The 13,140-nt window shown below is 62.5% G+C and carries 11 protein-coding genes; 3 read left to right on the top strand and 8 right to left on the bottom strand.

Going from position 1 to position 13,140, the window contains the following annotated elements; translation table 11 throughout:
- Positions 1-63: 63 nt before the first annotated feature.
- A complete protein-coding gene (locus ACFSNN_RS22590; RefSeq protein ID WP_134455818.1) occupies positions 64-1,665 on the bottom strand; it encodes an ABC transporter ATP-binding protein in 1,602 nt (533 codons plus the stop codon).
- 250 nt (positions 1,666-1,915) lie between these two features.
- Between ACFSNN_RS22590 and ACFSNN_RS22585 the strand changes: the two genes are divergently transcribed.
- The gene (locus tag ACFSNN_RS22585; RefSeq protein ID WP_074764203.1) at positions 1,916-2,848 is read left to right on the top strand and encodes a LysR substrate-binding domain-containing protein; all 933 of its coding nucleotides are present in this window, start codon (positions 1,916-1,918) and stop codon (positions 2,846-2,848) included.
- Between the two features lie 54 nt (positions 2,849-2,902).
- Here ACFSNN_RS22585 and ACFSNN_RS22580 read toward each other — a convergent pair whose 3' ends face one another.
- The gene (locus ACFSNN_RS22580) at positions 2,903-4,300 is read right to left on the bottom strand and encodes an 8-oxoguanine deaminase (protein WP_134455817.1); all 1,398 of its coding nucleotides are present in this window, start codon (positions 4,298-4,300) and stop codon (positions 2,903-2,905) included.
- Positions 4,301-4,837: 537 nt separating this feature from the next.
- Here ACFSNN_RS22580 and uraH point away from each other — a divergent pair.
- On the top strand, positions 4,838-5,191 hold the full coding sequence (gene uraH, locus ACFSNN_RS22575; RefSeq protein WP_012433320.1) for a hydroxyisourate hydrolase: 354 nt from the start codon (positions 4,838-4,840) through the stop codon (positions 5,189-5,191).
- 337 nt (positions 5,192-5,528) lie between these two features.
- A complete protein-coding gene (locus tag ACFSNN_RS22570; RefSeq protein WP_012433321.1) occupies positions 5,529-6,722 on the top strand; it encodes a urate hydroxylase PuuD in 1,194 nt (397 codons plus the stop codon).
- Between the two features lie 440 nt (positions 6,723-7,162).
- Here ACFSNN_RS22570 and ACFSNN_RS22565 read toward each other — a convergent pair whose 3' ends face one another.
- The 6 genes from ACFSNN_RS22565 to ACFSNN_RS22540 all read right to left on the bottom strand — a co-directional run bounded on the left by ACFSNN_RS22565 (position 7,163) and on the right by ACFSNN_RS22540 (position 12,844).
- Positions 7,163-7,675, bottom strand: a complete 513-nt coding sequence (locus ACFSNN_RS22565) for an ureidoglycolate lyase (RefSeq protein ID WP_134455816.1) — start codon at positions 7,673-7,675, stop codon at positions 7,163-7,165.
- A complete protein-coding gene (alc, locus tag ACFSNN_RS22560; RefSeq protein WP_116141865.1) occupies positions 7,672-8,685 on the bottom strand; it encodes an allantoicase in 1,014 nt (337 codons plus the stop codon). The genes ACFSNN_RS22565 and alc overlap by 4 nt, the downstream gene beginning before the upstream one ends.
- A gap of 76 nt (positions 8,686-8,761) precedes the next feature.
- Positions 8,762-9,283, bottom strand: a complete 522-nt coding sequence (gene uraD / locus ACFSNN_RS22555) for a 2-oxo-4-hydroxy-4-carboxy-5-ureidoimidazoline decarboxylase (protein WP_134455815.1) — start codon at positions 9,281-9,283, stop codon at positions 8,762-8,764.
- Positions 9,280-10,230, bottom strand: coding sequence for an allantoinase PuuE (gene puuE / locus ACFSNN_RS22550; RefSeq protein WP_134455814.1), 951 nt, complete (start codon positions 10,228-10,230; stop codon positions 9,280-9,282). Before puuE ends, uraD begins: the two co-directional genes overlap by 4 nt.
- A gap of 239 nt (positions 10,231-10,469) precedes the next feature.
- The gene (locus tag ACFSNN_RS22545) at positions 10,470-11,336 is read right to left on the bottom strand and encodes an aspartate/glutamate racemase family protein (protein WP_134455813.1); all 867 of its coding nucleotides are present in this window, start codon (positions 11,334-11,336) and stop codon (positions 10,470-10,472) included.
- 26 nt (positions 11,337-11,362) lie between these two features.
- Positions 11,363-12,844 (bottom strand): NCS1 family nucleobase:cation symporter-1, encoded by a 1,482-nt coding sequence (locus ACFSNN_RS22540; protein WP_134455812.1) that lies wholly within the window; start codon positions 12,842-12,844, stop codon positions 11,363-11,365.
- Positions 12,845-13,140 lie beyond the last annotated feature (296 nt).

Genomic DNA, 13,140 nt, shown 5'->3' with positions numbered 1-13,140 from the left:
ATTTATTGGGTTCTCGTTCTGATGCCGGGCGACGTCATACGTATTCGCGAGATAAATGCCCGCTCAGGCATGCGCCGGCTGTTCCGCCGAAGGCGCCGAGCCCTCGCGGTCGCCGAACAGGCCCGCCATCCAGCGGCCGATTTCCTCGGCGTTGGTCGCCCCCGTGGCGCGCACCGGCGAGAGTCTGCCGCCTGCGAGCACCGCAATGCGATCGCAGATGTCGAACAACTCTTCTAACTCCTCCGAGATCACCAGAATCGCCACGCCGCGCGCCGACAGATCGAGCAACTGCTGGCGAATAAAGGACGCCGCGCCGACGTCGACGCCCCAGGTCGGCTGCGCGACCACCAGCACCTTGGGCGCCTGCAGAATCTCGCGGCCCATGATGTATTTCTGCAAATTGCCGCCCGACAGACTTTGCGCGAGCGCTTCGTAGCCGCCGCAGCGCACGTCGAAGGCCTCGATGCAGCGCTTCGCGAATGCGCGCATCGCACCGGCCTTGATCCAGCCCGAGCTCACCATCTGCTGACGATGCGCGGTGAGCAGCGCGTTTTCCGACAGCGTCATGGCCGGCACCGCGCCGCGCCCGAGCCGTTCTTCCGGCACGAAGCCGAAGCCGAGCGCGCGCCGCCCGCCTGCGCCCAATCGCCCGGCCGCCTTGCCGCAAATCGTGACCGAGTCGGCGCGCACGCCGCGCTTTTCGCCCGACAAGGCCGACAGCAGTTCCGCCTGGCCATTGCCCGAGACGCCCGCGATGCCGAAGATTTCGCCCGCATGCACGCCGAACGACACGTCGCGCAGCGAGGTGCCGAACGGGTCGTCGCTTTCCACCGAGAGTTGCTTCACATCGAGCAGCACGGCGCCCGGATTGTGTTCGCGGCGCGTGTAATCCGGCAGCGAATGACCGACCATCAACTGCGCGAGCGACGCATGTGTTTCGCCCTTCGGCTTGACGTGGCCCGTCACGCGGCCGCCGCGCATCACCGTCGCGGTGTCGCACAGTTCCTGGATTTCGTCGAGCTTGTGGCTGATATAGAGGATGCTGCAGCCTTCGGCGGCGAGCCGGCGCAGCGTCTCGAAGAGCTTGCGGACCGCTTGCGGTGTCAGCACCGAAGTCGGCTCGTCCATGATCAGCAAGCGCGGGTTCTGCAGCAGACAGCGCACGATCTCGACGCGTTGCCGCTCGCCCACGGTCAGGCTGTGCACGTGACGCTGCGGATCGATATCGAGGCCGTAGTCGGCGGAGACTTCGCGGATGCGCCTCGCCAGCGTCTTCAGATCGAAAGGTTCGTCGAGCGCGAGCGCGATGTTTTCGCCGACCGTGAGCGTCTCGAACAGCGAAAAGTGCTGGAACACCATGCCGATGCCCAGCTTGCGCGCCGCCGCCGGATTGGCGATCTCGACCGTCTGGCCTTCCCAACGGATCTCGCCGGCGTCGGGCCGCACCGCGCCGTAGATGATTTTCATCAGCGTGCTTTTGCCGGCGCCGTTCTCGCCGAGCACGGCATGGATTTCGCCCGGCGCGACGATCAACGTGACGTCGTCGTTGGCTCGCACGGCCGGATATTGTTTGGTGATGCCTTGGAGCATCAACCGGGGCGCCGCCTGTTCCGGCCTGTCTGCCGGCTGCGCGGCGGCGCCGTCGCTATAAGAAGAGTCGCTCATGTGTTTCCGTAGTACGTCAGTGACTGCCGGTTACAGCGCGTCCGCCCACCTTGCCGGCTGGCGATCCGTCACCACAACCGGATGACAATACCTAATTCGACCCACTCAGTCGAGCCGCCAAAATTCCCGCAAACCCGCGCCGTAGCGCGCTCTGCGGGTATCCCACTCTTGACGTGGCCTCGCGTTCATATTAAAAGTCATATACCCCCACGCCCGTTCGATCAGCCAGAACATATATTTCGGAGAAGTCATGAGTCAGCAACGCGAGGCGATCGATACGTACCTGTTACGCGTCTTGCACACCCTGTTGATGGAACGCAGCGTCACGCGCGCGGCCGTCAAACTGAACCAATCGCAACCCGCCATCAGCGCGGCGCTGCGCCGCTTGCGCGACATCACCGGCGACCCGCTGCTGGTGCGCGGCAAATCCGGCATGGTGCCCACGGAGTACGGCCTGCGCCTGCTCGAACCGGTGCAGAACGCGCTGCGCGAGATCGAACGCATCAAGTTCCAGCAGCACAACTTCGATCCGGCCACGTCCATCCGTTGCTACCGGATCGGCTGTCCGGACTACCTGAACGTGCTGTTCGTGCCGACGGTGGTCGAACGCTTTCGTCAGGCCGCGCCGAATGCGACGCTCGAGTTTCACTCGCTCGGGCCGGCCTTCGACTACGAACTCGCGCTCGAAGACGGCAAGCTCGACATCGTGGTCGGCAACTGGCCGGAGCCGCCGGAGCAGCTGCACCTGTCGAACCTGTTCGTCGATCAGATCGTCTGCCTGATGAGCAACACGCATCCGTTCGCCAAACGCGGCGGTCTCACGCTCGACCAGTACCTGAACGCTCCGCATCTCGCGCCTACTCCCTATTCGGTGGGCCAGCGCGGCGCGATCGACGTGCATCTCGCGCGCGAGCGGCTCAAGCGCCATGTGGTCGTGACGTTGCCGTACTTCAATCTGGCGCCATACGTGCTGATCAAGTCCGATCTGATCTTCACGACGACGCGTCTCTTTGCCGATTACTACGCCAAGTTCCTGCCGCTCACGGTCGTGCCCGCGCCGCTCGATTTCCCGCCGATGCAGTACTACCAGCTGTGGCACGAGCGCGTGCATTACTCCGATGAAGTGCGCTGGTTGCGCAGCCTGGTCGCCGAAGCGACCAAGACGCTGATCGACAAGCCTTGAGTTTTTTCTTTGCTTTGCGGGTTATCGGCGCTCGCCGATAACCCGCTCCTTCTGTTACGCCGCCGCTTCGTAAAGCGTCTTCGCCAACTGGTTGTGTTGCTCAATGACCGGTCCGAGTTCAAGCGTCGTCAACTGCCCTTCTTTCACGACCACCCTGCCGCCGATCACGCTATAGCTCACCTGCGACGGCGCGCAGAACACGAGCGCCGCGACCGGGTCATGCAGCGCGCCGGCAAAAAGCGGCTGACGCAGATCGAACGACACGAAATCCGCTGCCATGCCGGGCGCCAATGCGCCGATGTCGTCGCGATTGAGTACCTTCGCGCCGCCGAGCGTCGCGATTTCCAATGCCTCGCGCGCGGTCATTGCGTCGGGCCCGAAACCCACTCGCTGCAGCAACAAAGCCTGGCGCACTTCGGCGATCATCTGCGCACCGTCATTCGACGCCGAACCGTCGACGCCCAAGCCCACCGGCACACCGGCCAAACGCATGCGCTTCACCGGCGCGATTCCCGACGCGAGCCGCATGTTCGAACACGGGCAATGCGCGACGCCGGTGCCGGTGCGCGCGAACAGGTCGATGCCCGCGTCGTCGAGTTGCACGCAGTGCGCATGCCATACGTCGTGACCGACCCAGCCGAGGTCTTCCGCGTACTCCGCCGGCGTCATGCCGAACTTTTCGCGGCTATACGCGATGTCGTTGACGTTCTCCGCCAGATGCGTGTGCATCGACACACCATACTGCCGCGCCATCACCGCCGACTCACGCATCAGATCGCGGCTCACCGAGAACGGCGAGCATGGCGCGACCACCACGCGCAGCATCGCGTAACGTCCTTCGTCATGGTACGTCTCGATCAGGCGCTGCGTGTCCTTCAGAATGTCCGCTTCACGCTCGACCACCGAATCCGGCGGCAAGCCGCCGTCTTTCCGCCCCACGCTCATGCTGCCGCGCGCCGCGTGAAAACGCATGCCGATCCGGCGCGCCGCGGCGATGCTGTCGTCGAGGCGGCTGCCGTTCGGATAGATATACAGATGGTCGCTCGAAGTCGTGCAGCCGGAAAGCAACAGCTCGGCCATTGCGGTCAGCGTCGAAACTTCGATCATCTCCGGCGTGAGGTTCGCCCACACCTTGTAGAGGTTGGTGAGCCAGCCGAACAATTCGGCGTTCTGCGCGGCGGGAATCGCGCGCGTGAGGCTCTGATACATGTGGTGGTGCGTGTTCACCAGGCCCGGAATCACCAGATGCCCGCGCATGTCCAGCACTTCGTCGGCGGTTTGCGGCAGATCCGCCGTCGGTCCGACCGCGACGATGCGGTTGTCCTCGATATACAGGCCACCGTCGCGCAGTTCGCGCCGGGCGCCGTCCATCGTGACCAGCACATCCGCGTGCTTCACCAGCATCGTTTTTTTGGGCTTATTCGTTTGATTAGGCGCTTGTTCCATCGTCATTCGTTTCTCCGCTTCATTGCTTCCGTGCAAAGCCGTTCGAACGCGATGTGACGGCGCTGCCGTGCCGCCGCGTCCCGTCGAACGCCGTTGGCCCGGTTACCCAGCGTGCTTCCGCCGTCTTCGGGGTGTGCGCCGCGGCTGAATCGTCGTCGGTTCGTGTTTGCTGCAACGCACAGGCGTAACCTTCGACGGCCAAAATAATGCTGGCAACTCACGCCAATGCGATACCCAACTTCAGGCCGTCGATATAGTGGGTCTTTTTTGGCGCCGGTACGATCCGCCGGTAAGGCAATTGCGCTGTAATAGTTGAAGGAATCGAGTCTTTGCGGCTTTCGGCAGGCTGTCCGTCATGCGCCAGCTATTATCTTTCCTATCTCTCGCGCGCTGGACGGAACATCCTTTTTACAATGGCTGTCACGGCGCTCGCTTCAATTCGCCGACGGGTATGTAGCCACTGACGTGGAGCCTCAATCCGCCGCAAACGTATCTGGATCGGGCTGCCGCCGAAACCTCGCATTCACACAAGGAAAATTGCGAATGGGAAAGCTCACTACCCATGTGCTCGACACCGCGAACGGCCGTCCCGGCGCGGGCATCAAGGTCGAACTCTTCGCGCTCTCAGGCGACACGCGCCGCGCGCTCAAAACCACCACCACCAATGACGACGGCCGTTGCGACCAGCCGCTGCTCGAAGGCGATGCGCTAGTCGCGGGCGAATACGAACTCGTATTCGGCGCCGGCGACTACTTCGCGTCGATCGGCACGAAGGTGCCGGAGCCGCGCTTCGTCGATCGCGTCGTCTTGCGCTTCGGCGTGGCCGATGCCGGTGCGCACTATCACGTGCCGCTGCTCGTGTCACCTTGGTCGTACAGCACGTATCGCGGCAGCTAAGGAGACATCTGCCGCGAAGTGCTGGAAAAAGGTTGGAGGAAGCAAAGTCGAGTTCGCGCAGCATGACGATCGCGCTCGATTGCATTGCGCAGATGCTCAGGGAGACCCAGGCGAGCACCCGCGGAACGCAATCGAACGCACGCGACTCGCCCCGCTTCGAACCTAATCCGAGCAACGGAACGAGCCAATAAAAAACGGCGCTGTGCGAACTGAGCGCATCGCGTCTTCACCCCGCAGTCTGCGCAACGACGTGCTGCCCTGCCAACGACCCGTCAGCCGGGTTCAGAAGGCACATAACGTCGCTGCGTGTACAACGAATCAGAAGTGGAGGAGTTTCATGGAAGGCTTTATCACAGACTGGTTGAATCTGGCGATTCGCTGGTTTCACGTCATCGCCGCGATTGCATGGATCGGCGAATCGTTTTATTTCGTCGCGCTCGACAACAGCCTGAAACCGCCAACGGACCCGAACCAGCGCAGGCGCGGCGTGTTCGGCGAACTGTGGCACGTGCACGGCGGCGGCTTCTACAACATGCAGAAGTACACCGTCGCGCCGCCGGAAATGCCGGACGATCTGCACTGGTCGAAGTGGCCGTCGTACACCACCTGGCTGTCGGGCTTCGGTCTCTTTACCGTGCTGTATCTGTTCTCGCCGAGCACGTACCTGATCGACAAGAACGTGCTGGATATGGGACCGGTGGTCGCCGTCGCCTCGGCGCTCGGCTTCCTCGCCGCCGGCTGGATCGTGTACGACTCGCTGTGCCGCATTCTCGGCAACAAGGACAAGGTGCTCGGCATCTGCGTCGGCGTGTATGTGCTGATCGCGGCGTGGCTCGCTTGCCATATCTTCGCGGGCCGCGCGGCGTACCTGATCATGGGCGCGATGCTGGCCACGATCATGTCGGCCAACGTGTTCTTCGTGATCATTCCGGGCCAGCGCAAGATGGTCGACGCGATGCTCAAGGGCGAGACGCCGAACCCGATCTACGGCAAGCGCGGCAAGCAACGCTCGGTGCACAACACGTATTTCACGCTGCCGGTGGTGTTCGCGATGCTGTCGAACCACTACGCGATGACCTACACGCATCCGTACAACTGGGCCGTGTTGCTGGTCATCATGCTGGCCGGCGCGCTGATCCGTCAGTTCTTCGTGATGCGTCACCGTGGCCAGGTGTTGTGGTATTTGCCGCTAGTGGGCATCGCGCTGATGTTCGGCGCCCTCTTCTGGACGATGCCGAAGCCCGTCGTGCCGCAAGCGCAAGCTGCGAACGCGCCGGTGGTCCGCGTGGCCGATATCGCGCCGGTGCTGCAACAGCGCTGCGTGGCATGCCACTCCGCGCATCCGACGATGATGGGCAGCGCGCCGGCCGGCGTGCTGCTGGATACGCCGGATGAAATCTCGCAGAACGCGCAGCGAATCTATCAGCAAGCCGTGACGCTGAAGGCCATGCCGCTCGGCAACGTGACGCACATGACGGACGACGAGCGGATGAAGATCGCCGCGTGGTTTCAGGGCGGCGCAGTGAAGTGATCATCGGGCCGGGCGTGGTACCCGGCCTGGCGATGGATAAAGCAAAGAAAGCGGGCTTTTCGCGCGAGCGGGAAGCCCGCTTTTTTGTTTGGCGGTGGTGAGGTCGAATGGGTCAAAAAGATTCAAATCGTTTTGTTGCCCAAGGGCTGCAAAAAAATCCGTAGTCGTTGCCTTGGGAGATTCAATAAACCTGGCGCCTGCCAAATTGGCGCCTAGGAAAGCTACAAATCAGTAACCCTCTTGCGCGCGGAATCGCTCGCGAGTGACGATATGAGAGTATTCGCGGGCTTGGCCCGGGCAATGGGCCACGACCTGAAGTCCGCCGCGCGCAGACTAAAAGCTCAACGACCGCAATACATCCACCAAAACAAAAACCCACAGCACTCATCATGCTGTGGGCTTCTTCACGTCGACCTGAACACTACATTAAAGCAAAATACTCAAGCAACGACCGCGCTCAACGCATCTTCAGTGAGCCACAACGACTCCACGAGATCCTGCTCATTGAGATTAAGTCCATCGCCGCCACGATCGACGACGATAAAGTCGCTCACGTCGCCCAACGCGATCAGCGGATGGTGCCAGACGCCCTTCGCATAGTTCACGCCCTGCCAGCCGCTCGTCACGAACGCGCGAATCTTCGACGTGTCCAGCTCGCCCGCCGGCGCCACGACCACCAGATACGGCTTGTCGTTCAGCGGCACGAACGCCTGGCTGCCGAGCGGATGCCGCTCGAGCATCTTCACTTCGAACGGCAGCGTGCGTGGCTGTCCGCGAAACAGGTTGACGAGCGTGCGGCCGTTCTCGTCAGTGACGTCCACTTTCGCGAGATCGTGAAAGCGGATCGTCGTGCCGAGGTTGATCGGAATCTGCTTCGCGCCTTCGAGTTCGATCACGTCGCCGAACGCGGCGAACGCTTCTTTCGTCAACGGTTCGATCGCGAGCGTTTTCATGATGCGAGCGTGCCCCACAAACGCAGACGCGATACGCCGCCGTCCGGAATGATGTTAAAGCGCACGTGCGTCACCGGACCCAGCGCCGCGATTTCGCTTTCGAAATAGTGCTGGTTGTCCATCTTCAGCTTCTGTTCGCCGAGCAGCACCGGCCAGAACATGGCCTGGGTGATCAGCGAGCTGTCCGTGCCGCCCGTCACGTACGCGGCCTGAATCGAGCAGCGGTCCGGAAAGTTGCCCTTGAAGTGCGCCGTATCGACTTCGATCTTCTTGATCACGCCCGGCTGCGCCAGTGCGACGATCGCCCAGTCGTTGCCCGGTTCGCGACGGCGGCGCGTTTCCCAGCCGTCGCCCATGTTCACGCCACGGCCCGGCATCAGGATCGTCGACGCTGCGCCGAAGTGCTGGTTGTTCGCCGCGACCAGATACGCGCCGTTTTCCATCGCCGCCAGATCGAACTGCTCCGTGCGGCTCGCGCCGGCCCAATCGACTTGCGGTTGACCATACACACGCAGACGCGCGATGCCGCCGTCCGGATAAATGTTCACGCGAAGATGCGTGTACGCGTTCGCGTCGCTGACTTCGTGGTAGTGGTGGCTATTGCCTTGCAACGTGGTCGAGGGCACGATTTCGGTCCATTGCGTCGACTGGTTCGGCGTGCCGTCCACCACGCGCGCGGCTTCCACCGAAGCCGCCGGCGGGAAGTTGCCCGTGAAATGGCTCGTGTCGAGATCGAGACCCTTGATCACGCCCGGCCGCGCCAGTTTCACGACGCACCAGTCATAGCCGTTGGCGCGCTTGCGGCGCGTTTCCCAGCCGTCCATCCACTTGCCGTTGTCGTCGTACTTGCCCGGAATGAAGACGGCCGGCTCCGGATTCAGCATGCGTTCCTTCGGTGCGAAGAAATCGTCGCTGGCCTCGAGCGCCTGCGCGCCCAGGCGCGGGTCCGCCAGATTCACATAGCGGCGCGTGAATTCCGGTGCGTTGGGGTCGAGAATTGGGAGTGCCATCTTTGTCTTCCTTAATGTTAGTCAGTGCTGAAAAAACGTTTCGGTTCGAGTCCAGCGACGCGCAGTCGGTAAAACCTTACGCGTCGATCAGGTCGTCGAGCCGGAAACGTGCGATGCGGTAGATCTGATCGAGGCTCGCGCGAAGTTCATCGGCGCGGCTATTGTTCACGCGCGCCTCGAAGTTGGCGATGATGCCGTGGCGGTCATACCCGCGCACGGCGAGAATGAACGGAAAACCGAATTTCTCGCGATAGGCGGCGTTCAGCGCTAGCAGTCTGTCGAACTCTTCCTGCGTGCATTGCGCGAGGCCGGCGCCGCTCTGCTCACGCGTGGATTCGGCGGTCAATTCGCCGCGCACCGCTGCCTTGCCGGCGAGCTCCGGGTGGGCGTTGATCAACGCCAATTGCTTCTCTTCGCCTGAAGTCTCGACGATATTCGACATCTTGCGATGCAGTTCGTCGATGCTGGCGAAAGGCCGTTGCTGCGCGGCGATTTCCGCGACCCACGGCGAGTGCTCGAAAATGCCCGACAGCGCTGCCACGAACGCGTCGGTCGAGGTGCTGTTGAGTTGGTCCAGAGTGTATTGCATCGCCTTCATGCCGCAGCCCCGCGGTTGTTTTGTTGATAAGGATGATGGTCGCGCCAATGGCGCGCAATATCGACGCGCCGCGTCACCCACACGCGATCGTGCTGTTCGATATGATCGAGGAAACGTTGCAGCGCGCGGAAACGCCCAGGGCGTCCGAGCAGACGGCAGTGCATGCCGATGGAGAGCATCTTCGGCGCTTCGTCGCCTTCTTCGTAGAGTACGTCGAATGCGTCGCGCAGGTATGTGAAGAAGTGGTCCGCGGTGTTGAAGCCTTGCGGGCTCGCAAAGCGCATGTCGTTGGTGTCGAGCGTGTAAGGCACGATCAGTTGCGGCACTTTCGCGCCGCCAGTCACGTCCACGTCCATCCAGAACGGCAGATCGTCGCCGTAATAATCCGAGTCGTACAGGAAACCGCCGTATTCAGCGACGAGGCGCCGCGTGTTGGGACTGTCGCGGCCGGTGTACCAGCCGAGCGGACGCTCGCCCGTCACGCGCTCGATCGCTTCCATGCCGAGACGCATGTGCTCCGCTTCTTTCTCCGGCGCCATGTCCTGATAGTGAATCCAGCGATAACCGTGGCAGGCAATCTCGTGCCCGAGTTCGACGAAGGCACGCGCCAGTTCCGGATGCCGTTCGACCGCCATGCCGACGCCGAACACCGTGAGCGGCAGCTTGCGCTTCTCGAATTCGCGCAGAATGCGCCAGACGCCCGCGCGCGAACCGTATTCGTAGATCGACTCCATGCTCATGTGACGCGCCGGGAAAGACGCGGCGCCGACGATTTCCGACAGAAACTGCTCCGAGCCGGGATCGCCGTGCAGCACGCAGTTTTCACCGCCCTCTTCGTAGTTCAGAACGAATTGCACCGCGACACGCGCTCGACCCGGCCAGTTTGCCTGCACCGGGTGGCGGCCGTAGCCGATCAGATCGCGTGGGTAGTTCGGGTCGAGTGGCATGGTTTGACGAATGCGTGGTGACGGTACGTAAAATTCGCGTGGAACTCATATGGCATGCACATGAGCTTGTGCTTGAGTTTGCGTGCGGCATGCAGATGACTCATGCGGGCGCTAGCGAAACCGCGCCAGAAAGAGCACGGACAGCAGCAGAAAAAAGCCGTTCAGGCAGCCCGCGCCGAGTTGGACCAGTGTAGCGAAAACACCCGGGTGCGCCCATACACCCGGGCAGATAGTGCGTGTCAGACTGAATGTATGTGCGACCCCGATTCCGTAGTGTTTACCCGCAATAAATCGGCCGTTCCTGCGTTTTCCGGCGTATTTGCGGCGGAAACGACGGTAACGCCGCGCGCGGCACGCGGATTCGGATCGGTGCCGGTCGGACTGAAGGGCGCCAGCGCGCCGTCGTAGCGCTTGGCCAGCGGCCGCGCGTAATCGCCGCGTTTGGCCGTCGAAAGACGCAGCGCGACCAGCGCCTCGGTCCACTTCACAGCCGCCGTCACGCCTTCGATCACCGGCGCGCCGAGCGCGTCTTCGATCTCCGCGCACAACTCGGCCATGCCCGCACAGCCGAGCACGATCGCGTCCGAACCGTCTTCCGCGAGCGCACGCCGGCATTCGTCGAGGATGATGCGGCGCGCCGCCGAGCCAGGCTTGTCGAGGTCGAGCACGGCGACGTCGGTGGCGCGCACGTTGCGGCAAAAGCGCTTCATGCCGTAGCGCTCGGCCAGGTGCCACGCCATGCCGCACGTGCGCGCCAGCGTGGTCACCACCGAGAAGCCCGGCGCCAGCACGCTGGCCGCGTGCATCGCCGCCTCGGCAATGCCGATCACCGGGCCACGCGCCAGCTCGCGCGCTGCGTACAGGCCTGGGTCGCCGAAGCAGGCGATCACGTAGCCGTCGCAGCCTTCGCGCTCACCGGCGGCGACTTCGGCGAGCAAGCCCGGCGTGGCGAGCGCTTCATCGTAATAGCCTTCGATCGACGGTGGTCCCATGGTCGGATTCACCGCGATGACTTCGGTGCCCGGCGCGGCGACGTCGCGCGCGCAGCGGCCCATTGCGTCCGTCATGCGCTGGGTCGTGTTCGGATTGATCAGTTTGATACGCATATCGACTCCTGTTGCGTCCGCAAAATTCAGCGTGCAAGAACACGATAGAACAACGCAGCGAGGCCTGCGCCGATAAACCACGAGAAATTCGCCATGCCGTCGAGCGCGGGCACCATCACGCAGACTACCGCGATCACGGCAGCCGGCAGCAACGCGGCGACCGCCCGGTAGTTGACGCCGTTGCGATACCAGTAAGAACCCGTCGGCGAAACGGTGTACAGATCGTCGAGAACGATCTTCTGACGCTTCACGAGGAAGTAGTCGACGATCAGGACACCGTACAACGGTCCGATGAAACTGCCGAGCACGTCGAGCGTGTAGTGGATCACGGCCGGGTTGTTGAACAGATTCCACGGCGTGATGAAAATCGACGCCACTGCCGCGAGCATGCCGCCCATGCGCCAGCTAATGAGGCGCGGCGCAACGTTGGAAAAGTCGAAAGCCGGCGAAACGAAATTCGCGACGATGTTGATGCCGATAGTCGCGATCGTGAAAGTCAGCGCGCCGAGAATCACCGCGGTCGGATAGTCGATACGGCCGACGGTTTCGACCGGGTCGGTGATCAGTTCACCGAACACCGGCAGCGTGGCCGCGGTCGTGATCACCGTCACCAGCGAGAAGGCCAGAAAGTTGACCGGCAGGCCCCAGAAGTTGCCGCGCTGCACGCTGCGGAAGCTCTTGCCGTAGCGCGAGAAGTCACCGAAATTCAGCATCGGTCCGGAGAAGTACGACACCACCAGCGAGATCGCCGTGATCATCACCGGCACGACCTGCATGCCGTGATATTTGACGCCGCCCAGGTTGATGCCGATGTTGCGCCACCCTGCGCGATACACCATGTAGCCCGCGAGAATGAACATCACCACATAGACGGCGGGGCCGGCGAAGTCGATGAACTTCTTGATGGTCTCCATGCCGTGCCAGAACACGAGCGCCTGCAAAACCCACAGCAGCATGAAACCGGTCCAGCCGAGCGTCGAAAGCCCGAGGAAGCCGTGGTGATGAACGTCGGCGTAAGGCAGTAATTGTGGGACGAACTTCAACACGACGATCACCAGCGCGCTCGACGCCAGATAAGTCTGGATGCCGTACCACGCGACCGCGATCAGGCCGCGAATCACCGCGGGAATATTAGCGCCGAGCACGCCGAAGGTCGCGCGGCACGCCACCGGATACGGCACGCCGTTCGCCTGGCTCGGCTTGGCGATCAGGTTGCACAACAGGTTGACGATCGTGATGCCGACCAGCAGCGCGATCAGCACCTGCCAGCTCGTCAGGCCGAGCGCGAACAGACTGCCCGCGAATACGTAGCCGCCGACGCTGTGCACGTCCGACATCCAGAAAGCAAAGATGTTGTACGCGCCCCAGGTTTGATGCCGTAACGGCGCGAGGTCTTCGTTGTAGAGGCGGTCGCTGTAGCCTGCGGGCATGGACGGTTCGCTGGATGCGCCGTCGTCTGCATAAGTGGAAATTGCGGGATTGCCGGGCGCTGCACTGAACTGAGCCATGATTCCTCCTTGGAATAGGGACCGTCGATAGCGAATCGAAGGACGTTGCATCGGCCATGCCATTCGCGCCTCCTCGTCCGTCTGAATCGAGGGTCCTGGCGCGTCTGTCCGGCCGTGCCGCGGATGTCTCCGTACTTGAAGTACTTGTGGTTATCGCACCGCCAGCAGCCGCGAAGTCCGGCGATGCGTTATTACCCGAGGTCCGTCGCCCGGCGGCGGACAGGCGTGCACAAGCCGGCAGCGCTCGCGCCGAGCCGCCTTGCAACGCTTGATTCGTTCAGTTCAATTCAGTGCGG

It is taken from the genome of Paraburkholderia dipogonis (genome assembly GCF_042680985.1).
Lineage (GTDB): Bacteria > Pseudomonadota > Gammaproteobacteria > Burkholderiales > Burkholderiaceae > Paraburkholderia > Paraburkholderia phytofirmans.
The sequence above is the reverse complement of the archived record's forward strand: the minus strand, read 5'-3'. Positions and strand labels throughout refer to the sequence as shown.